This window comes from Streptomyces sp. NBC_01775 (assembly GCF_035917675.1).
Classification (GTDB): domain Bacteria; phylum Actinomycetota; class Actinomycetes; order Streptomycetales; family Streptomycetaceae; genus Streptomyces.
In genome coordinates this window covers 1,842,477-1,864,488 of record NZ_CP109104.1, presented here as the reverse complement: position 1 = coordinate 1,864,488, position 22,012 = coordinate 1,842,477, and the positions used below count along the sequence as shown (strand labels likewise).

Here is a 22,012-nt window from a genome sequence, read left to right as displayed (position 1 = left end):
ACATGAAACCTCGTGCGATGGTCAGTCGCGGACGATGGACTGGATTTCCTCGACGGTGACGTCTTGTTCGAATGTGGACTGGCTGTCGGCGAGGGCGGGATCGCGCATCGGGGGCCCGTCAGGTCCGGCGGTGTCGGTCCAAGTCACGTCCCATACGAGTGATGCCTTGAAGGGATAGCTGCGTCCTTTGCCGGAGGTGCGCTGATAGGTGATGTTGCAGTCGGTGCCCTGGGAATCGACCTCGTAACCGCCCTCGGCCTTGGTCAGGTCGTACGTGCAGGTGCGCGGGTCCGCCTTCTGGCTCTTGCCGCCGCTCTCGTCGCTGCCGCAGGCTGTCAGACCGAGCGAGGTGGCGGCGACTATCGCAACGAACGAGGCATTACGGAACGTTCGCTTGCTCATCGTGCGCAACTCCAGAGTGGGGGGACGGCGACGCCACACGGCCCAGATTGCACTCGAACCCCAGTGCGCCGAAGTGCCTGAGTGTAGCCAGGCCCTCACTCTGGTAACAGGGCGGGGCGCTGCTCTCACGGGCACGCTATGACCCATAGTGGGATACAGGGGTGCATCGTTGACGGTGAGTGGAGCCTGCGCTTATTGACGGGGGCGCCACCGGTTCCAGCAGAAAGCCGTATCGGTCTCCTGCCCCACGTCGTCGCATACACCAAGGTGCTCGCATAGCCGGAGGAGGTGTCGTCCTGCTGGCGCGGGAGAATCCGGGCGGGGATCCGTTCGCGGATCGCTTCCAAGGGGCCAGCACGAGTCGACAGCCAGCAGCGCCGGAGCGATGTAGCCATGAGCCCCCGGATGGCGTCAGCGCTGGTCGGCTGACGCCATCGGCTCGGCATACGCCCCAGTTGCTGGGTGTGCTCATTTGGGTAGTCTGGCAAGTCGGGGCAGCGTGAGTGATCAGAATGGGTCAGGAGGCGTCGGTGCGGCGTGACATGGGGGAGCACTACCAAAATCTCGCCAGCGCGTACGACGACAACTGGGCGTATAGTCCGGCCTTCATCCGGTGGATGTCCGAGCAGATCGCCTCGGCGCTGGAGTTGTCGGCGGACGACCGTATGGCGGACATCGGCTGCGGTACTGGCCTGTTTGCCAGAAAAATCGCTGAGGTTCTTCACCCACATCGCCCGCTGCTGTGTGTGGACCCTTCAACGGCGATGCTCGATCAGCTTCCCTCATCTCCTGCTCTCTCACCGCTTGGGGCCTCGGCTGAGGAGATCGCCAACCAGACGGTGACCTTGCCCTATGAGCAACTGGATGCGATGTGGCTGAAGGAGTCAGTGCACCACGTCACCGATCCCGCCGCCACCCTCGGCGGCCTGGCCCGGCTGTTGGCGCCCGGTGGGCGGCTCTTGGTGGCGATGTTGCCAACCACCATCGCCTACCCACTCTTCGCCGAAGCCCTCAAGCGATATGAAGAGCGCCAGCCCGACCCCGCTGGCATCGCCCAGCACCTGACCGATGCGGGGCTCCGGGCCGAGCTGACCTTCGTGGAGCATGAGCTGCGGCTGGACAAGGAGCGTTACTTGGCCATGGTCAGGGCCCGGTACATGTCCGTGCTGTCGACCTTCAGCGATGAGGAGCTCGACACCGGGATCGAGGAGATCCGAGCCCGCCATCCGGAACCAGAGCTTGTCTTCCCCGACCGATTCGCGTTCGTCCTTGGTGTCCGTGAGGATTCCTCTGACACCACCACCCCGGGCGGGGGTGCGCGGTGACCGCTCCGGTGGACGAGCGTCTGCGCCGGTTACGGCACGAGCTGGACGATCACTCCCGGGTCGCGGAGCGCCTCGGGATTGATCTGGAGCGCCCGTTACGGTCGCTGGACGATGGCTATCCCGAGAATGCCATCGCTCTGGTCGGCAAGATCACCGAGAAACTGCTGAAGCAGCTGTGGCGGCACCATGAGGTGGCCGGCGACCCGTCCGGTCGCATGCTCAGCGAGCTGATCAAGGGCTGCCGTCCGCACATTCGCAGCACAACGGTCCTCAACGCGCTCACCGACATCCAGCGCCTGCGCAACCGCTCCACGCACGACGGCTATGAGATCGCGGAGGAAGACGGCTTGCTCGCCGTGCGCCGCCTGGTCGATGTGCTGGCCTGGTTCACCAGCACCGCCAGTCCGGCCCTAACTGGGGACGACCCGCGGATGCAACCCGAGGTTGCGCGCCGAGTGGAGTTCCTCGCCGGCCTCTACCTGACGCTGGGGTATCGGGTCTCCAAGCGCTTCGTCCTCTCGACGGAGACCGTCTATCAGCTGTTCTGCCGCGAGTCCGGCGTTCGCCTGGAGTACGTCGAACTCCTGCTGTCCAAGGACGCTGCCGAGCTGCGCAACGTGCTGGAGACCACCGGCGGCGAGCTGCTGAAGACCCGGCTGCCCAAGCTCACCCGGTTCGTCATCCTCGACGACGCGGTGGACCAGGTCCGCCCGCTGCTGGGGCAGGATTACCGAATCGTGGGCTATGAAGGCTTCATCGACACCATTGTCGACCTTCAGACCCACCTGGTCTCCTGCGCCACTGCCACGCCGGAGATGCCGAGCGAGTGCCTGCCCTTGCCCGGCGCACTGCTCACCAGCGACCCGCACACCGGCGAATCCCGCATCACCGAGGTGGAAGACGCCGCACCACTCCTGACCCGGCTCATGCAGGAGTCGGCCAACGTCCTGGTCATCGGCAAGCCCGGAAGCGGTAAAAGCACCCTGTTGCGCTCCCTGGTCAACGACACCCCCGCTACGGCGCGCCGCTTCCGCTTCTACTTCGACCTCAGTCTGAAGCCCAAGGATGAGACCTTCGCCGAATACGTGGCCCGTATCCTGGCGCCCTGCATGCCGGGTGAACGCGCACGCGCCTTCGACCTGTTCTTGTTCCTGATCCGCTCCGGCTCGGCGCTGTGTGTCCTGGATGCTGTCGACGAGGCCGTCGACGAACCCAGCCCCGAGGGGTTCCTGCGCCTTTTCGCAGACCTGGCATCGGTGTTGTCCGCCGAGTCCTGTGTCGTACTCAGCTCCCGGGTCTCCTTCCTCGCAGATTCCCCGCAGATCCGGCGACTTCTCGACTGCTCAAGCGCGGTATCCGAGCAACTGGTCGAGCAGATGTACGCCAACGGCGTGGACCCCCAACGCGTTCCCCGCTTCAGCATGCTGCGCCTGACCGACGCCCCAACCGACAGCGAACCCACCCCGGGTGACGCCGCCGCCGCTCCCTCCACGCCGCTGGCACGACACCTCCAGACCGCCCTGAACATGGCGGGGACCCTCACGGTCGCTGAGCTCATCGGCACCCACATCGACCACGTCCTCGCCAGCGCCGGACTGCCGCAACTCGCCCCAGCCCTCGCTGATACCTGCGGCCGGGCCTTCCTGGAAGACCGCACGGTCTTCCCTCTGCTCGAACTGCACAACGCGCTCGGACCGCAAGCCTTCGACGGAGGCCGCATTACGCCCGAGGCATTCCGTCTGGCCCCGCTGTTCCGGCCGGCCGGCCCCCAGGAACTGGCCTTCATCCACTCCGCGTACCAGGAGCTACTTGCCGCCCGTTACCTCAGCACGTCAGACGGCCGCGAGCAGGCGGCCGACCTGCCCGGCACCCCCTACTTGACCGAACAAGTCCGCGCCTTTCTCGCCGCCCACCCCACCGACACTCCACATCCCGGCCCGGCCGAGGACTGCGTGCTCCACCCCGGCGTTCACCTCGTCGGCCCAGCCGAACGACTGCTGCTCCGCCGCGTCCACCAGCCGGTCCGATTCGACCGCCACCCGGTCACCGTCGCCCGCTACCGCCCCTTCCTCCAAGCTCTGCGCCCCGACGGAACCTCACCCTGGGACCACCCCGACCAGCCGCCCGGCACCACGCACGCCCCATGGGCCGAGCGGCTGCGTGCCCCGGAGTACTACGACGACCCCCGCTACGACGACCACCCGGCCATCTGCGTCAGCTGGTGGGCCGCGTACGCCTTCGCCGCTTTCGAAGGCAAGCGCCTGCCCACCTCACTGGAATGGGAAGCCGCCGCCCGCGGCACCGACGGCCGCCTCTTCCCCTGGGGAGACACCCCAGACCTCCAAGCGGTGAACTGCGCCGACGCCTGGGCCGGCCGCCCCCTGGTCACCTACCAGGCATGCAAGCAAGAATTCGACCGCGAGGGCCTGGGCCACGCCTGGGTCACCCCGGTCGACGCCCGCCCCGCAAACCGCTCTCCCTACGGCATCGCCGACATGGTCGGCAACGCCTGGGAATGGACCTCCACCAGCGTCAACGACCCAGACGAAGCCGTCATTTGCGGCGGCGCATTCGACAACCCACTGCGCGCCGTTCAAGCCAGTGCCAAGGGTCTGTTCCGCCGCTCCCGAGCCAGCAACGCCGTCGGCTTCCGCTGCGTCACCGAGCTACCGCCCATCACCGGTGACGACGAGAAGGAGGAAGCGCACTCATGACGGCAGACCGACCTCAGAAGCCCGCCTCAGCCGACGCGCCCCGGTTCGGCCGCGTCGTCGACCGTCGCCCCCACGGCGGCGGCATCCACGGCCGCGCAAGCAGCTACATCGTCCAAGACGACGAAGACGGCCGCCACTACACCTTCGACTACACCCACATCGTCACCGAAGGTTTCCGCACCCTGCACACCGGCGAACGCGTCCGCTTCCACATCGCCCCCGCCGACAACTGGCGAGCCGAATTCGTCATCCGGCTCAACCAGCCCTCTCCAGAAGCGTTCTACGAGTGAGGCACACGCGCACCGCACCTACCGGCGTCCGCCAGATCATCGCCATCGTCCTGCCCGCACGCCTGCCCACCGACCCAGCCTGGCCCCAGGGCCCCCTGCCCTTCACCCACGGCGCCCGAACCACCACCACCGACACCCGCCGCACCTACTTCACCCCCGCCGCCGCCAGCGTCCTCTACGGCACCCCCCAACACCCCACACGCTGGCACCGGCACGCTCAGCACACCCACGGCCCCCTCACCGTCGACGGCATGGAACTCCTGCGCACTCCCACCGACGACGACCCCGACCGTGCCCTGGCTGTCCTCCACCTGACCGTCACCGGCCCGGAACTCCTCGACACTGTGCGCTCCCTCGCCCGCCGCCCCGGCACCACCGCGCGCCCGTCGGCCGCTGGATCCGCGCTCACCGCCCTCCTGCAGGGCCACGCCCACACCAGACCGGAGACCCTCCTCGAAGGCCACGCCACCATCGAGCCCGACACTCTCCCCTACACCGTCACGCTGCTCACCCCCAGCCGACGCTCCCTGCCTCGCCTCTACCGGGACCAGGACCACCGCCTCTGGCCCCCGACCCAGCAATGGCTCTGGGCACTCGCCTCCCGCACCAACACCGACGACTACCCACCCGACCCCGCCACCGTCCCCCAGCTCACCGCCGGCGCGTTGCGCATATCCGCCGACTGGAGCGCCCTCGTCCTCCGCCAGGGCGCAGCCTTCATCGGCCACCGCCGCGACCACGGGCCCACCGACTCCTTCTACGGCTACGCCGAACTCCATATGCGCAGCATCTACCTCGACGCCCTCCTGTTCGGCATGATCCAGCGCACCCACATCGACCACCTCACCGAAGACCTCGCCCAGGTCTTCACCGGCCCCGGCGAAGCCAACCGCCTGTCCAGCCTCGAACACCAGATCGCCCACTTCCGCAGCACTTACTGGCGCCAGCACCTGACCACCCACGGCACCGCCAACGACCTCCTCATCGCCTACCAACAGCAATACCGCCTCGCCGACCGCTTCACCGAAATCCTCGCCGAGGCCGCCGACCACAACAGGCTCATCCAGACCCAGGAAAACCAACAGATCAGCGGCGCCCTCGGCATCCTCACCATCCTCGGTCTCCCCCTCGGCACAGCACTGGGCGTGCTCCAAGTACTTGGCGACGAAAACCCCTGGCACCTCGTCACCGCCACCAGCGCCGCCCTCGCCGCCACCGCCGCACTCCTCACCACCCGCTACGGCCGCCTCGTCCTCACCGCCCTGCGCGGACGCTCGCCAAGCGACCGAAACCACTGACACGCGCACAGGCACAGCGCACGCTCATCATCGCGGACTCCTGCTGTCAGCCCGCCGCTTTATGCCGGTCCCTCAGCGTGCAGGTGCAGGCAAGAGAGAGCCAATGCCGTAGGTACAACACCTTTCGGTATGAATTCCATGGAACGACGCAAGATGGGCAGGGGCTTTTTCTGCGACGGCCGCCCGTACCCAGTTGCACAGCGTCTCCGGCTTGACTCCCAGATCAGCAGCAACCTGCCTGGTCGTTGCTCCGGGGCGCGATTGGGTGCAGCGCGACTGCGTCCGCCTTGAGCTTGGCGGGGTAGTGCTTCATGACCACGAGATGTCCGTTCTCAGATCCTCAGGAGCCAGTGTCTCGTGTGTCCAAGAGCAGGGGTCAAGGCCCATGGACGACTCTGTATCCTTGCCGCTCCGCGCTCCCTGGATCTGGCCTTACCGACGCCTGGGTGTCGATCGCTTCCAGGGCGCGGGCCGCGGGTCATTTCATGTGCCCGATCGGCGTGAGCTGGCCCACGCGCGAACCGGCCGCGCATCCGGTCCCATCGGGTGCTGGAAGGGGCGGAGCGGGTCGACCTCTGCCCAGGGGGTGAGCGCGGTGGCCGGATCGCGGCGCTCTGGCAGCCACAGAGCAAGCCGCTGCCACACTTCGCCCGCATGGGCAGGACGGTCATCAGGGTTCTTGGCGAGGAGCTGGAGTACCAGAGTTTCCAGGTCGGTAGGGACGTCGGGGCGCAGCTCGCGCAATGGGGCGGGCGGCTGGTCCAGGATGAGGCCCGGGAGCATCAGCTCCGAGCGGTGCTCGAAGACGGGTTCACCGGCGAGCATTCTGTACAGCAGACATCCGAGTGCGTACAGATCGGTGCGGTGGTCGACCCGCTTGCACCGTACCTGCTCCGGCGCCATGCATTCCAGGCTCCCCGGCCGCTCGCCCGTGGTGGTGAGCTTGGCCGTGTCGGGGTCGAGGAAGGCAGCGACGCCGAAGTCGAGGACCTTGACGACTCCGTCGGTGCGAATGATGACGTTCCTGCCCTTGAGATCCCGGTGAACGACGTCGCGGGCGTGTACGGAGCCGAGGACGGACGCGATTTGCACGCCGACGGATGCGGACTCCTCGATGGTCAGCCGCTCCTGCTCGGCGATCCGGTCATCAAGGTCGATGCCGGTTACGTACTGCATGACGAGGTATCGGGTGCCCCGCTCCTCGCCGAGGTCGTAGACCGTGGCGATACCGGCGTGGTCAAGGCGAGCGGCGGCCCGTGCCTCGCGCTGGAACCGCTCGGCGTCGCGGGCACGCTGGTTTTCGGTGAGACCGGGGGTCACGTTCATGGTCTTGAGCGCGACGTCGCGACCGAGGTGTTCGTCGTGGGCGAGCCACACGACACCCATCCCGCCCGAGCCGATCTCCTGCTTGATCCGGTAGCGCTTTGCCACCACAGGTCCGATGTCCATACGCGGTACGACTCCGTCTGGTCAGTCTGGTCCGTCCCCAACGTGCCCGCACTGCGGACGCCTTGGGGGGAGAGTGTGGCACGGACACCGGCCGTATGCGGATGCCGTCCCATTCAATATTCATTGACTCAGTTCACAGTCGCATGGTCTCATGTGCGTCATCGATCAATGCGAGTACGGCGCACAATGGTCGGCCGGCGACTAGCGTGACGTGCGGACCGTGACGGGAGCGAGTGAGGATCACGTGGACGTCTTCGAGGTGCATCGGCGGCTCATCCGGGACTACAAGGAGTACACCTCCGGTTCGGTGGTGATCGACGATCCGCGGATCGACGAGAAGGTGTCGAAGTCGCTTGCCGACGGCGACCAGTGGCCCGACCCCTACCTGTCCCTCAATCCGAGTTTCGCGCCCGGCGGTTCCGTCGACGACCTCGCGGCCGACTCCGGACCGCTGCACCCGGAGTGCGCGAAGATCTTCCGGACGGGCAAGGAGAAGCGGGACGGCACGGACCGCCCCATCCGCTTCCATCAGCATCAGCGGGAAGCGATCGAGGCAGCGCGGTCGAAGTGTTCCTTCGTCCTGACGACCGGCACCGGCTCCGGGAAGAGCCTCGGCTACATCGTGCCCATCGTCGACCGAGTGCTGCGCGACAAGGAGGCCGGTGCGGCCCCCGGCATCAAGGCGATCATCGTCTATCCCATGAACGCCCTGGCCAACAGCCAGGAGCGCGAGCTGAAGAAGTTCCTGACCGCCGGGTACGGCGAGAGGAACGAGCCGGTCACCTACGCCCGCTACACCGGCCAGGAGAGCCAGGCCGACAAGGACGCCGTCCTCGCCTCGCCGCCGGACATCCTGCTCACCAACTACGTGATGCTGGAGCTGATGCTCACCCGCCCCGGAGAGCGGATGAACCTCATCGGCCGCGCCAAGGGGCTGCGCTTCCTCGTTCTCGACGAGCTGCACACCTACCGTGGCCGGCAGGGCGCCGATGTCGCCCTGCTGGTGCGGCGGGTGCGCGAGGCGTGCGAGTCACCAGACCTCCAGTGCGTCGGCACCTCCGCCACCATGGCCACCGGCGGCACCCCTGCCTCGCGCCGCCGTGACGTTGCCGATGTTGCCTCGACCCTCTTCGACAAGAAGATCTTGCCGGAGAATGTCGTCGGCGAGACCCTCGTACGGGCCACCAGCGACACTGATCCGACGGCGGCCGAACTCGCCGCGTGCGTAAGAAATAACGCTCCGCCGACGGAGTACGAGCAGCTTGCCGATGATGCGTTGGCCCGCTGGATCGAGAGGGCCTTCGGGCTGGTCGAGACCGAGGACGAGGACGGCAGCAGGCTGCTGGTACGCGCGGAGCCTGTGACCGTCGAGGCCGCCGCCCGGCGCCTTCGCGCCGAAGCCTTCGATATCGAGGAGAGCGACCCCGAGGAAAAGTGGTACACCGCTTGCACGGAGAGTATTCGGACCACGCTCCAGGCGGGTTCGCGTGCCTGCCCCCCTGCGAGCGACCGCCCGCTGTTCGCCTTCCGGCTGCACCAGTTCCTGTCCAAAGGCGGTTCTGTTTACGTCTCGCTGGAGCAGGAACGTGATCGCCACATCACCCGCACCTATCAGCAGCGCGTCCCGAACGCTCCCGAGAAGCTGCTGCTCCCGCTCTCCTTCTGCCGTGAGTGCGGGCAGGAGTACCTGACGGTGGCCCGTGAACAGCGCGACGACGGCGGTGTGCTGTTCCGTACCCGCGAGGATGAGGACGACGAGCAGGGCTACCTGTACATCTCCTCCGTCAACCCCTGGCCCGAGAAGGTCGGGGACGCCATCGAGCAGCGACGCTTCCCGGACAGCTGGCTCACCTTCGACGAGAAGAAGGGCGCACCGGCGCTCACCGCCAGCCGCCGGAAGCGGGCGCCGCAGCCGGTATGGGTGCGTCCGGACGGTACGGGCGGGGACCGGACGAACGGCGGCCTGTACGCCGCCTACCTGCCCGCTCCGTTCCTCTTCTGCCTGGAGTGCGGGGTTGGCTACGAACAGGTCAAGGAGCGGGACTTCGCCAAGCTCATGACCCTCGATCAGGAAGGGCGCTCCACGGCCACCTCGGTCGTCAGCGCCTCGATCGTGCGTCACCTCAAGAGCCTTCCCGAGTCGGAACTCGACACAGACGCACGGAAGTTGCTCACCTTCGTCGACAACCGGCAGGACGCCAGCCTGCAGTCGGGGCACTTCAACGATTTCGTCATGGTCACCCAGCTGCGGGGCGCCCTCTACCGTGCGATGGCCGCTGCCGGTGACAAGGGGCTGCGCTGGAAGCGGCTCGGCGAGGAAGTGGTGGCGGTGATGGGGCTGTCCCGCCACGAGTACGCGGCCAATCCGACCGAGGTGGAATCGCTGGCGGAGGCCACCCTCGAAGCGTTGGCCGCCATCGCCGAGTACCGGCTCTTCCTTGACCTGGAGCGTGGCTGGCGCGTCACCATGCCCAACCTGGAGCAGACCGGTCTGCTCGGCCTGGAGTACGCGGGACTGGACGAGATCGCCGGAGACGAAGAGCGGTGGAACGACGCGGCAGGCCCGCTGCGGAGCGCTGCGCCCACCGTCCGTGCGCAGCTGTCCAAGATCCTCATGGACGAGCTGCGCCGCCAGCGGGCCGTGGACACCCCGTACTTCACCGAGGCCAAGTTCGCCGAGCTGCGCAAGGAGTCCGCCAAACTCAACGACGCCTGGGCGGTCGCCGAGACCGAGTCCGCGCCGCCCGCGCCCGGTGTCGCCGTTCCCCGCGCGGGACGTCCGGGACGCACAGGCCGTGGCCGCAGCGAGCTGAACCTCACGGGTCGCGGCGCCTTCGGCCGCCACGTCCGCAAGCCCACCACCTTCCCCGAGTGGGGCCACGGTCTCTCCCTCGACGAGGCCCAGGACGTGATCCGCGATCTCCTCACCGTCCTGGCGGGCGGGGGCGTACTGACCGAGATCTCCCAGGGCAGGGGCGAGGAGCCCGGATACCAGATCAATCACACGGTGATCCGCTGGCACGCCCGCGACGACGAGCACGGCGCGGTGGACCGGCTGCGCCGCACCTACCGCGACGAACGGGGCCCGCGGGTCAACGGGTTCTTCAAGGGCCTCTACCAGAACATCGCCGCCACCTTCGCCGGGCTGCACGCCGCCGAACACACCGCACAGGTCCACCCGGAGCTGCGCCAGGAACGTGAGGACCTGTTCAGCCGCGGTACCCGGCTGCCGCTGCTGTACTGCTCGCCGACGATGGAGCTCGGCGTCGACATCAAGAGCCTGAACGCGGTCAGTCTGCGCAATGTGCCGCCCACACCCGCCAATTACGCACAGCGCTCGGGCCGCGCCGGACGCAGCGGCCAGCCCGCCCTCGTCACCACGTACTGCGCGACCGGCAACAGCCACGACCAGTACTACTTCGGCCGGCGTGATCAGATGGTCGCCGGAGCCGTCGCGCCACCGCGCCTGGATCTGGGCAACGAGGACCTGCTCGCCTCGCACGTCCACGCCATCTGGCTCGCCGAGACAGGTCTGGAACTCGGGCGCTCGATGACCAAGTTGCTCGACTCCGACGGCAAGACCCCCTCGCTCACCGTGCTGCCCTCCGTGGCCGAGCAGATCGACAACCGTGACGCCCAGCGTCGCGCGCTGGTCCGGGCCCGCACGGTGCTGGCCGGATGCCTCAATGTCCTCCGCTCCACCTCCTGGTGGCACGAGCAGTGGCTGGAGCAGACCGTCGAGACCGCGCCGGGCAGCTTCCGCAAGGCCACCGAGCGCTGGACGACCCTCTTCCAACGGGCGCTGGAAGAACGCGAGATCCAGCACGACAACATCCTCAACCGCACCGCCACCGGCCGCTCCAAGGACCAGGCCAAGCGCCGCCGCGCCCAGGCCGAGGCCCAGCTCGGACTGCTCCGCAACGATCAGGGCGGCGAGCGCACCGTGATGTCCGACTTCTACCCTTACCGGTATTTCGCCTCCGAGGGGTTCCTGCCCGGCTATTCCTTCCCCCGTCTGCCGCTCGCCGCCTTCATCCCGGGCACTGGTCGCAACAGCCGGGGCTACGACGGCGACTACCTGCAACGGTCCCGGTTCATCGCGATCCGCGAGTTCGGTCCCGGTGCACTGATCTACCACGAGGGCAGCCGCTACAAGGTGGACCGTGTGCAGCTTCCGCCGGACACCGCCGGTGAACTGACCACAGAGAGCGCCAAGGTCTGCGGGCGCTGCGGATATCTGTCCTCTGAGGACCTCCGCGAGGACACCTGTCCCGGCTGCACCAGCACCCTGGGCGACGCGCGGACCGGCCTGTTGCACCTGCACACCGTTTTCACCCACCGCCGCGACCGGATCTCCTCCGACGAGGAGGAGCGCCAGCGCACCGGCTACCGGGTGGAGATCTCCTACCGGTTCAAGAGGCACGAGGACGGTCGAGACGGCTCGCTCCAGGCCAAGGCCCAGGACATCTCCGGTAAGAGCCTCGCGGAGCTCGCGTATGGCGACAGCGCCACCGTCCGGCTCACCAACCTGGGCTACCGCCGGTCCGTCGCGAAGGGCGAGATCGGTTTCTGGATGGACCCGGTGAGCGGACAGTGGCTCGCGGGCTCCACCTCCAAGCCGGGCGGGGCGGGGCCCGGCCGGGAAACCCCCGAGGAGCAGGAGGGCCTCGCGGACGCGGAGAAGGCCAACCGCAAGGTTCCCGTGATCCCGTACGTGCAGGACACCCGGAACATCCTCGTCGTCAAGCTGGCGGAGCCGGTCGACCGGGACACCGCCGTCACCCTCCAGTACGCCCTGGAGCGGGGCATCGAGGCGGAGTTCCAGCTGGAGGACTCCGAGCTCGACACCGAGGAGCTGCCGCCTTGGGAGGGGCCGCGCGAACGGCTGCTGTTCATCGAGAGCGCCGAGGGCGGCGCGGGGGTGCTGCGCCGCCTCCAGGCCGAGTCCGACGCGCTGGCTCGTGCCGCCCGAAAGGCCCTGGAGATTGCCCACTTCGACCAGCACGGCCGCGACCGGGGCGACGAGAAGACCAACGGTGACCCCTGCGTGCAGGGCTGCTACGACTGCCTCCTCTCCTTCGGCAACCAGCGCCATCACCGCTCCATCGACCGTCGCCTGGTGGGCGAGCTGCTCCAGGCATTCGCGGACGGATCGGTCGGCGACAGCACCCCGGGACGGACCCGGGACGAACACGCCGTCTCGCTCAAGGAGGGCGCCGACTCCCGCCTGGAGGCGCGCTTTGTCGACTATCTCGGGTCCCACGGCCACCGACTCCCCGACCATCAGCAGATCAAGGTGAGCGCCGCGCTGTCCAAGCCGGACTTCGTGTACGACACGGGGTTCGGGCCGGTCGCGGTCTTCGTCGACGGGCCGCACCACGACCTCTCCGACATCACGCTCCGCGACGAGGAGGCGGCCGAGCGGCTCAAGGAGATCGGCTGGGACGTGATCCGCATCCGCTACGACGACGACTGGTCGAAGAAGGTCGCCGAGTACCCTCAGGTGTTCGGCGAAGCGCGCCGCTGAAACGGGGCCGGGCAGGGTGCGGGCTCTGGTCCGTACCCTGCCGGGCGGTGCCGTTTCCGTCGCCTGCGCCCGTCCCGCCGCGCCGTGGCCCGGCCCAGTCTGTCGCCCCGTTCCGCTCCACCCCGTCTCCCGCCCACGACATCCGCCCCGGAAGGCCCGTATGACCACCGCCGCCAAGTCGGCTCCGCCCTACGCCGTCGGCTCCCTCGTCCACGCCCGGGGCCGCGAGTGGGTGGTGCTGCCCGACTCCACCTCAGAGCTGTTCGTGCTGCGTCCGCTGGGCGGAGCCGACGTCGACATCGCGGGCGTGCTACCGGGCCTGGAGACCGTGGTGCCCGCCACGTTCGCGCCGCCCACGCCTTCCGACCTGGGCGACCAGCACACAGCAGGACTGTTGCGCACCGCCCTGCGTATCGGGTTCCGGGCGGGGGCCGGACCCTTCAGGTCGCTGGCGTCAATCGCGGTGGATCCGCGTCCGTACCAGCTCGTGCCGCTCATGATGGCGCTGCGCCAGGACACGGTGAGGCTGCTGATCGCCGACGACGTGGGGATCGGCAAGACGATCGAGGCGGGGCTGATCGCCGCCGAGCTGCTCGCCCAGGGCGACGCCCACGGACTGGTGGTGCTCTGCTCGCCCGCGCTCGCCGAGCAGTGGCGGTCCGAGCTGCACGACAAGTTCGGCATCGAAGCCCAGTTGGTGCTGCCCGCCACCATCGGCCGCCTGGAGCGTGAGACGCCGTACGGAAAGTCGGTGTTCCGTCCGGACGGCACGTACGTCGTGTCCACCGATTTCATCAAGTCGCCCCGGCACCGCGAGGACTTCCTGCGCAACTGTCCCGGCCTGGTGATCGCCGACGAGGCACACACCTGCGTCGCGGACTCGACCGCCCGGACGCCGACCCGCACCTCGCAGCAGCGGTACGGGCTGCTGCGCACTCTCGCCGACGACGACGCCCGGCATCTGCTCCTGGTCACCGCCACCCCGCACAGCGGAAAGGAAGAGCCCTTCCGCCGGCTGCTCGGGCTGCTCGATCCCCAGCTGGCCACGGTCAGCTTCGACACCGTGGCGGGTCGCAAACTGCTCGCCGAGTTCTTCGTGCAGCGCCGCCGCGCCGACATCCGCGAGGACTTCCAGGACGGCGCGCACTTCCCGTCCACCCGGGACTCCGCAGAGGTCTCCTACTCCTTGCACCGCGACTACCGCAGGCTCCTCGGCGAGGTCCTGGCGTACGCCCGGGAGACCGTACGATCCGCCGACGGCGCGCTCCAGCAGCGCCAGCGCTGGTGGTCGACGCTGGCGCTGCTGCGCACGCTGTCCTCCTCGCCTGCGGCTGCCGTCCGCTCCCTGCACACCCGCGCCGGCGTCCAGGAGGCGGGCACACCCGACGAGGCGGACCGCACCGGGCAGCAGACGGTGTCCGACCCGGCCGACAGCGACGCCGAGAAGTCCGCGGACGAGGTCCCGGGCACCCTCCTGCCGAAGGCCACCGAGGACACGGCCGGAGACACCGCCGATGTCGCGGACGACGCTGAGGGCGACACCATCGGCGAGGAGGAGCGGGCCCGCCTGATCGCCATGGCCGAGGCCGCCCAGAAGCTCGCCGGGCCCACCCGCGACACCAAGCTGAAGAAGCTGGTGGCGACGGTCACCGATCTCCTGGATGACGGCTACCGGCCCATCGTGTTCTGCCGTTACATCGCGACTTCCGACTACGTGGCCGGGCACCTGGAAAAGACGTTCAACAAGAAGGGAGCCAAGCGCCAGGTCGCCGTCGCCTCGGTCACCAGCGAGCTCTCTCCCGACATGCGCATCACCCGGATCGCCGAACTGACCGGTGCCGACGAGAACGGCGACCCGGCGCCCGAGCGGCGCGTCCTGGTGGCGACCGACTGTCTGTCCGAGGGCGTCAACCTCCAGGAGTCCTTCGACGCCGTCGTCCACTTCGACCTGGCATGGAACCCGACCCGGCACGAGCAGCGCGAAGGCCGCGTGGACCGCTTCGGTCAACGCACCGACACCGTCAAGGCGCTCACCCTGTACGGCGCCGACAACCCCGTCGACGAGATCGTCCTCAAGGTGCTGCTGCGCAAGCACGAGCACATCCGCCGGGCCACCGGTATCTCCGTCCCAGTACCGCAGCAGGCCGAGAGCGCCATGCAGGCGGTCTTCGAGGAACTGATCCTGCACGGCGAGACGCCCGCCTTCGAGCAGGAGGGACTCTTCGAAAGGGAGCAGGCGCAGGCCGCGGAGCAGTTGGAGATCGCCTGGGAGTCCTCTGCGGAGAACGAGAAGGCATCCCGGTCCCGCTACGCCCAGAACGCGATCAAGAAGGAGGAAGTGGCCGCCGAAGTCGCCGAGATCCGCGCCGCGCTCGGCACCGGCGAGGAGGTCAGGGACTTCACCCGCCGCGCGCTCGGTGCCCTGCGCGGCGTGCCCGCCGACCGCAAGCAGGGTGGCTTCACCGCACACACCGAAGCGCTGCCACAGGGGCTGCGGGACACCGTCACCGCCGCGCTCGGCCCCCGCCACCCCCGACCGGTCGTCTTCCACGACGCACCGAGCGCCCCGCCCGGCGAGGCTGCCCTCACCCGCACCGACCCGGTGGTGGCCGCCACGGCGCGTTTCGTCCTCGACGCCGCCCTGGACGAGAAGTTTCCAACCTGGCAGCGCCCGGCCCGCCGCTGCGGCGTGGTCCGCACGACCGCCGTCACGCGGCCCACCACCATGCTGCTCGTCCGGCACCGCTTCCAGCTGAACCTGCCGACCCGCGCGGGCGGGGTGCACCCCCAACTCGCCGAGGACGCCCGGGTGGTCGCCTTCCACGGCAGGCCCGAATCCCCCCAGTGGCTCTCGGAGGAAGAGGCCCTGGCGCTCCTCGACGCCCGCGCCACCGGCAACTCCGATCCGGCGTTCGCCACCGACCACATCACCGGGATTCTCGCCGCCCTGGACGCGGACCTGATGGGTGAACTCCGCATCCGGTCCGCCGCCGCCGCGAAGGACCTCGAAGCGTCGCACCACCGCGTCCGCAGCGCCTCCAAGGCCCGCCTGGCAGGTCTCAAGGTCACCCCGCAGGGCGACCCGGACATCCTCGGCGTCTTCCTCTACCGCCCGGCCGCCACGATCCAGCTGGGAGCGGACGCATGAGCCTCGCCAGGACCCTGGTCACCGACACCGCCGCCACCGTCGGCGGCCTTCTCCCGTACGACCTGCTGGTACGGATCAAGGAGGGTAAGGAGCAGTCGGGCAGCAAGCCCGCCGACTACCGCCTCTTCGCCAAGGGCGAGTCCGTCCGGGACGCCGCCGAACGCTCCTGGGGCTACCTGCGCGGTGTCTGGGCCGCCTACCAGGACGCCCTGGCCCGCGACGGCGCGGACACCGACCCGGGCGTGCACGCGGTCGGCCTCACCACCGAGCGCTGGCTGCTGCCCCTCTTCGAGCAGCTCGGCTTCGGCGCGCTCCCTGCAGTGCCCCTGCCGGGCCTGCCCTCCCACGACGAGGTGAAGGACTTCCCCGTCAGCCACGCGTGGGCACATGTGCCGGTGCACTTCACCGGCTGGAACGTGCCCCTGGACAGCCGCACCCCCGGAGTCGCCCCGCAGGCCCCGCAGTCCATGGCGCAGGAGTACCTCAACCGCTCCGGCGAGCGGACCCTGTGGGGTGTCCTGTCCAACGGTCGTCAGCTGCGCCTGCTGCGCGAGTCCGCGTCGCTGACCGGCGCCGCGTACATCGAGTTCGACCTCCAGGCCATCTTCGAGGGCAACCGCTCCGACGACTTCGTCCTGCTGTGGCGGCTGCTGCACCGCACCCGCTTCGAGGGCGAACCGGCCGCGAGCTGCCCGCTGGAGAAGTGGCGCACCGAGGCCATCGACTCCGGCACCCGTGCCCTCAAGGAACTCCGCAAGGGCGTCGAGACGGCCCTCACCGTGATCGGCGACGGGCTGCTCACCCACCCCGACAACGCGCCGCTGCGCGAGGAACTCCGCACACGCCGGACCACGGTCCGCGACCTCCACCCCGCCCTCCTCCGCCTCGTCTACCGGCTGCTCTTCCTCTTCGTCACCGAGGACCGCGGTCTGCTCCTGGACCCGGAAGCCGGCAAGGACCCCCGGGAGACCTACGAGAAGTACTTCTCCACCGCCCGGCTGCGCCGCTTGTCCCGCCGCACCGGCACCCCCCACGGCGACCAGTGGGAGGCCCTCAACCTCGTCTTCAAGGGCCTCGGTGAGCCCGGAGGACGCCCCGAGCTGGGCCTGCCCGCACTCGGTGGTCTCTTCGAACCCACCGACACCGACCGCCGCCTCGACGGCCTCAGCCTCACCAACCAGTCCCTGTACGAGGCGGTCAAGGCCCTCGCGGTCATCTTCGACGTCAAGCTGGGCCGCCCCCGCAAGGTCGACTACCGGCACCTGGGCGCGGACGAGCTCGGCTCGGTCTACGAGTCCCTGCTCGAACTAGAACCCCGCCAGGACGACGCCGGCGCCTACATCCTGAAGAAGCTGGAGGGCAACGACCGCAAGACCTCCGGCTCCTACTACACCCCCTCCCCGCTGATCGACTGCCTCCTCGACTCCGCCCTCGACCCGGTCATCGACAAGGCTGCCCGCTCCGGCACCACCAAGGAGGAACGCGAGGCGGCCCTGCTCGCCCTCACCATCTGCGACCCCGCCTGCGGCAGCGGCCACTTCCTGGTCGCCGGGGCCCGCCGGATCGCCCGCCGTCTCGCGGAGATCCGGGCCGACGACCCGGAGCCCGGGGCCGAAGACGTACGGCACGCCCTGCGCGACGTCATCTCCCGCTGCGTGTACGGCGTCGACCTCAACCCGATGGCCGTCGAGCTGGCCAAGGTCTCGCTGTGGATCGAGGCCATGGAACCGGGCCGCCCGCTCACCTTCCTCGATGCCCACATCAAGTGCGGGAACGGCCTGCTCGGGACGACACCCAAGCTTCTGGCAGGCGGCCTCCCTGACGAGGCGTTCAAGGTCCTGGAGGGCGACGAGTCCAAGTGGGTCAGGAACCTCAAAGCCCGTAACGCGGACGAGCGGGAGCGGTGGCTCGCGGCGCTGCGGCACGGTGCCAGCCAGGACGCGCTCTTCGCCGAGGCCGACGTGCTCACCGACCCCAACGCGGAGCTGGGGGAGGCGGTTTCGGCGATCACGCACGCGACTTCCGAGGAACTTGAGGACGTCCAGCGGCAGGCCCGCGCCTACCAGGCACTCACCACCTCCAAGGACTACGTCCGCGCTCTGGGTCTGGCCGACGCGTGGTGTGCGGCGTTCGTCTGGCGGAAGACCGAGCGGGCCGCCCCTCCCGCACTCACCACGGACTCCCTGCTCGCTCTGCACTCCGCCGACGGCGGCGCGAGCCTGCCCGAGGGCACGGTGGAGGAGGTGACCCGGCTGCGTAAGGAGTACCGCTTCTTCCACTGGCACCTGGAGTTCCCCGAGGTGTTCCGCGCCCCGGCCGACCCGGCGGCGCCGGGGGTGGACGAACGGGTGGGATGGAAGGGCGGGTTCAGCTGTGTGCTGGGGAATCCGCCGTGGGAGCGGGTCAAGCTCCAGGAACAGGAGTTCTTCGCCACCCGCGACGAGAAGATCGCCACAGCGGCGAACAAGGCGGCCCGCGAGCGCATGATCGACGCGCTCGCCGAGAGCGAGGAGGAGGCGGACCGGCGGCTGCACGCCGAGTTCATCGCCGCGCGCCGTGTCTCCGAGGGCGTCAGCCACCTATTGCGCGCCTCGGGCCGCTTCCCGCTCGCCGGACGCGGCGACGTCAACACGTACGCGGTCTTCGCCGAGGCTGCCTCGCTCGGCGTCGCCCCCACCGGACGTTTCGGCCTCGTCCTGCCGACGGGCATCGCCACGGACGCAACGACGGCACCGTTCTTCTCCGACCTGGTCCGCACCGCACGGCTCGCCTCGTTCCTGGACTTCGAGAACGAGGCGTTCATCCTCAGCCGGGACGTGGACCACCGGGTCCGCTTCTCGCTGCTGACCGTGACAGGGCGCGGCGAGACGGTGGACCAGGCATCCTTCGCCTTCGGCACCCGGCACATGGCGGACCTCGACGAGCGCCGTTTCGCCATGCCGCCGGAGGAGATCCTCCGCGTCAATCCCAACACGGGCACCCTCCCGGTGTTCCGCACCCGACGCGACGCGGAGATCACCCTCGGCATCTACCGGAGGGTCCCGGTCCTCAAGCGCGAGCCGGACGAGTGGGGGAAGGGCGCCACGAACCCGTGGGGCCTGACCTTCATGCGCATGTTCGACATGTCCAACGACTCGCACCTGTTCCGGGGGAAGGCGGTGTTGGAGGCCGAGGGCTGGAAGCTCACCGGGAACGTCTTCACCCACCCCTCCGACAGCCAGCGCTATCTCCCGCTGTACGAGGCGAAGATGCTCCACCATTTCGACCACCGACTGGGTACGTACGAGGGCCAGACCGAGGCCCAGGCCAACGTGGGCACCCTGCCGCGGGTGACTCCGGAACAGCACGACGACCGAGACTTCGCCCCGCTGCCCCGGTACTGGGTGCCGGAGCTCGACGTGGATTCAGGGAAGCGGGACAAGAAGGGGAACCGGATCATGTGGCTGGGGGTGAGGTCGCGGCTTGCTGAGCGGGAGTGGTGGAACGGATGGCTGATGGGGTGGCGAGACATCGCGCGGTCGACAGATACGCGGACGACCATGGCCACGATGCTGCCGCCATACGGTGTCGGTCACACCACCCCACTCATGTTCCCGACGAACGCTGAGGCCGCAGTCCTCTTGCAGGGGTGCCTGTCGTCGTACGTTTTCGACTACGTGATCCGACAGAAGATCGCCGGTACACACCTGACATACGGCTACCTGTACCAGCTACCGGTTCCTGAGCTCTCCGACTTCGCCGAGGCGTACGGCGGGACCGGTTGGTTCATCGACCGAGTGGTCGAGCTGGCCTGGACTAGCAGAGACATGACGGACTTGGCCAAGCAACTGGGTTACACCGGCCTGCCGTTCCGGTGGAACAGCGAACGTCGTGAACTGCTCCGGGCGGAGCTGGATGCCGCTCTGTTCCGTCTGTACGGCGTCGGCTGTGATGACGCGGCGTACATCATGGGGACCTTCCCCGTGGTCAAGCGTGAGGATGAAGCCGCCCACGGCACCTACCGCACTCGCGACCTCATCCTCGACGCCTACGACCGCATGGAAGAGGCCCGCAAGACCGGCGGCGCGTACCAGACGTTGCTGGACCCGCCGCCGGGCAAGGGGCCTCGCCACGAAGCCTGAGCGAAGGACGCACGGGCGGGGACGGTCAGTTGGACCGTCCCCGCCCGAGGTCGGCGACGAATCCGGCCCACGTGGCGCGGGCGAAGGCGAGCTGCGGGCCGCCGCGCTCCTTGGAGTCCCGTACATGGATCGCGGCCCGGTCGGCGGCGACCTCGACGCACTCGCCGCCTTCCCCACCGCTATAGCTGCTCTTGAACCAGTGGAGCCGTGCGGGCTGCTCGTAGGTCATCGTTCTCCCAGCATCCTCTCGATCAGGTCCAGGGACTCGTGTGGAGTGCATGCCTGGCTTCTGATATTGCCGTATCGCGCCGCCAGGATACGGACCTCGTCCGGATCTGTGACCAGCTTGCTGACGTGCTGAACTTCCATATACGCCAGCTGTGGCCGCCCCTTGGGCGTGAGCAGGATGAATGGGCCGTCCATGCCCGCATGATCCTGGCAACTCATCGGCAGCACCTGGATGGACACGTTGCGTAGACCGGCAAGCTCCAGCAGATGCTTCAGCTGTCCGCGCTGCACGTCCGTGCCACCGATCAGGCGGTGGAGTACGGACTCCTCGATCACCGCAGTCACCATGGGCGGAGGCCAGTTCGACAAGATGCTCTGCCGTTCCAGCCTCGCGGCTACCCGTTGCTCGATGGTCTCCTCGTCGAGCAGCGGCTGCCGTACCGCGAACGTCGTCCGCGCGTACGCCTCCGTCTGCAAAAGTCCCGGCACTGTCAGCGTGCTGTAGAAGCACAGCTCGACCGCCTTCGTCTCCAACTTCGCATAGTCCCGGAACCATTCCGGATGCCGCACCCGCCGCCGTGTCTTCGCACGCTCCACATCCTCCGCCGCGACCGCCAACAACCCACCGCAGTTCAGCAGTTCATCTACCGCCACCAAGAACTCCGGCTGCGGTGTGCGGCGTCCCCGTTCCATGGACGAGATCTGCTCCTCGCCGTACCCGGTCCGCTTGCCCAGTTCCTTCTGGCTCATCCCGGCCCGCTCGCGTGCGGCCTTGATCTGTCGGCCGATGGCCCGGAACAGGTCCGCCACCTCCTCCGAGCCCGCCGGGTCCTCGGTGTCCCACTCCGGTCGTGCCGCCATCGCCCACCCACCACCCGCTCTGTGCTTGTCACCGGTCCGACTACCGACCACCGTCGACCGAGGTCACGGTCGTCATCCCGTACAACATCCCCGTCCGCCCGGACAGCCTGCCTGCATGACCGGACAGTCACCCTCCGTACTGGATGGGCTACTCGCCACCATAGAGTCGTTCCGTCACGCTCGGTGAGGTGAACCAGGAATCTGTGCCCGCTACCCGTGAACCCCGCACGGCCGCGCGCAACATGCATTTCAGCAGCCTCTTCCGCACCACCCGGCTCGGCGCCCATGGCGCGCGGCACGCCGCCGAGAGGTGGCTCGCGGATCAGCTTTCACCGGAGGAGTCCGGCGACGGCGATCTCGCGGGCACCGCGTCCCTCCTCATCGCCGAGCTGGCGGCGAACGCCGCCCTGCACGGCCAGGTGCGCGGCCGTGACGCGCGGCTCGTCGTCACGCTCGACGTGACGGAGCTATGGGTAGAGGTCACCGACGCCCATAGGGGCCAGCAGCCGGTGAAGTGTCCGGACGCGGGGGGCGAGTCGGGGCGCGGACTGTTCCTCGTCGAGGCACTGGCGGACGGCTGGGGAGTGCGGGCGCACCATCCGGGCGGGAAGACCGTGTGGGCCATGTGCCGTCGGTGAAAAGAGTGGCG

At 68.6% G+C, this 22,012-nt stretch carries 12 protein-coding genes and 1 pseudogene; 8 read left to right on the top strand and 5 right to left on the bottom strand.

The window, feature by feature from the left end; translation table 11 throughout:
• Nucleotides 1–21: 21 nt before the first annotated feature.
• Entirely contained in the window at nucleotides 22–402 is a 381-nt protein-coding gene (locus tag OHB04_RS08420) for a hypothetical protein (protein ID WP_326807202.1), read from the bottom strand.
• Nucleotides 403–932: 530 nt separating this feature from the next.
• On the opposite strand from OHB04_RS08420, the gene OHB04_RS08415 reads away from it, so the two are divergent.
• The 4 genes from OHB04_RS08415 to OHB04_RS08400 are packed head-to-tail and all read left to right on the top strand — an operon-like array spanning nucleotide 933 to nucleotide 6,029.
• Nucleotides 933–1,727 (top strand): class I SAM-dependent methyltransferase, encoded by a 795-nt coding sequence (locus tag OHB04_RS08415; protein ID WP_326807201.1) that lies wholly within the window; start codon nucleotides 933–935, stop codon nucleotides 1,725–1,727.
• Complete coding sequence (locus tag OHB04_RS08410) at nucleotides 1,724–4,441, top strand: SUMF1/EgtB/PvdO family nonheme iron enzyme (RefSeq protein WP_326807200.1); 2,718 nt, start codon at nucleotides 1,724–1,726, stop codon at nucleotides 4,439–4,441. Before OHB04_RS08415 ends, OHB04_RS08410 begins: the two co-directional genes overlap by 4 nt.
• The gene (locus OHB04_RS08405; RefSeq protein ID WP_326807199.1) at nucleotides 4,438–4,731 is read left to right on the top strand and encodes a hypothetical protein; all 294 of its coding nucleotides are present in this window, start codon (nucleotides 4,438–4,440) and stop codon (nucleotides 4,729–4,731) included. Before OHB04_RS08410 ends, OHB04_RS08405 begins: the two co-directional genes overlap by 4 nt.
• Nucleotides 4,728–6,029: a hypothetical protein gene (locus tag OHB04_RS08400; protein WP_326807198.1), complete on the top strand. Its 1,302-nt coding sequence runs from the start codon at nucleotides 4,728–4,730 to the stop codon at nucleotides 6,027–6,029. Before OHB04_RS08405 ends, OHB04_RS08400 begins: the two co-directional genes overlap by 4 nt.
• A gap of 72 nt (nucleotides 6,030–6,101) precedes the next feature.
• On the opposite strand, the pseudogene OHB04_RS41760 reads toward OHB04_RS08400, so the two are convergent.
• Nucleotides 6,102–6,275 (bottom strand): annotated as a pseudogene (locus tag OHB04_RS41760) (hypothetical protein); the annotation flags it as partial.
• Between the two features lie 237 nt (nucleotides 6,276–6,512).
• The gene (locus tag OHB04_RS08395) at nucleotides 6,513–7,478 is read right to left on the bottom strand and encodes a serine/threonine-protein kinase (protein ID WP_326807197.1); all 966 of its coding nucleotides are present in this window, start codon (nucleotides 7,476–7,478) and stop codon (nucleotides 6,513–6,515) included.
• 244 nt (nucleotides 7,479–7,722) lie between these two features.
• Between OHB04_RS08395 and OHB04_RS08390 the strand changes: the two genes are divergently transcribed.
• From OHB04_RS08390 to OHB04_RS08380, 3 genes are all read left to right on the top strand, one after another.
• Nucleotides 7,723–13,005, top strand: a complete 5,283-nt coding sequence (locus tag OHB04_RS08390; RefSeq protein WP_442815081.1) for a DEAD/DEAH box helicase — start codon at nucleotides 7,723–7,725, stop codon at nucleotides 13,003–13,005.
• Between the two features lie 160 nt (nucleotides 13,006–13,165).
• Nucleotides 13,166–16,153, top strand: a complete 2,988-nt coding sequence (locus OHB04_RS08385) for a helicase-related protein (protein WP_326807195.1) — start codon at nucleotides 13,166–13,168, stop codon at nucleotides 16,151–16,153.
• The gene (locus OHB04_RS08380; RefSeq protein WP_326807194.1) at nucleotides 16,150–20,274 is read left to right on the top strand and encodes an Eco57I restriction-modification methylase domain-containing protein; all 4,125 of its coding nucleotides are present in this window, start codon (nucleotides 16,150–16,152) and stop codon (nucleotides 20,272–20,274) included. Before OHB04_RS08385 ends, OHB04_RS08380 begins: the two co-directional genes overlap by 4 nt.
• Before the next feature lie 25 nt (nucleotides 20,275–20,299).
• Here OHB04_RS08380 and OHB04_RS08375 read toward each other — a convergent pair whose 3' ends face one another.
• Together OHB04_RS08375 and OHB04_RS08370 are read right to left on the bottom strand one after the other, a co-directional pair.
• Nucleotides 20,300–20,503 carry a DUF397 domain-containing protein gene (locus OHB04_RS08375; protein WP_326807193.1) on the bottom strand — a complete coding sequence of 68 codons (204 nt, stop codon included), beginning with the start codon at nucleotides 20,501–20,503 and terminating at the stop codon, nucleotides 20,300–20,302.
• A complete protein-coding gene (locus OHB04_RS08370) occupies nucleotides 20,500–21,363 on the bottom strand; it encodes a helix-turn-helix domain-containing protein (protein ID WP_326807192.1) in 864 nt (287 codons plus the stop codon). Before OHB04_RS08370 ends, OHB04_RS08375 begins: the two co-directional genes overlap by 4 nt.
• Nucleotides 21,364–21,551: 188 nt before the next feature.
• On the opposite strand from OHB04_RS08370, the gene OHB04_RS08365 reads away from it, so the two are divergent.
• Nucleotides 21,552–22,001, top strand: a complete 450-nt coding sequence (locus tag OHB04_RS08365) for an ATP-binding protein (RefSeq protein ID WP_326807191.1) — start codon at nucleotides 21,552–21,554, stop codon at nucleotides 21,999–22,001.
• Nucleotides 22,002–22,012 lie beyond the last annotated feature (11 nt).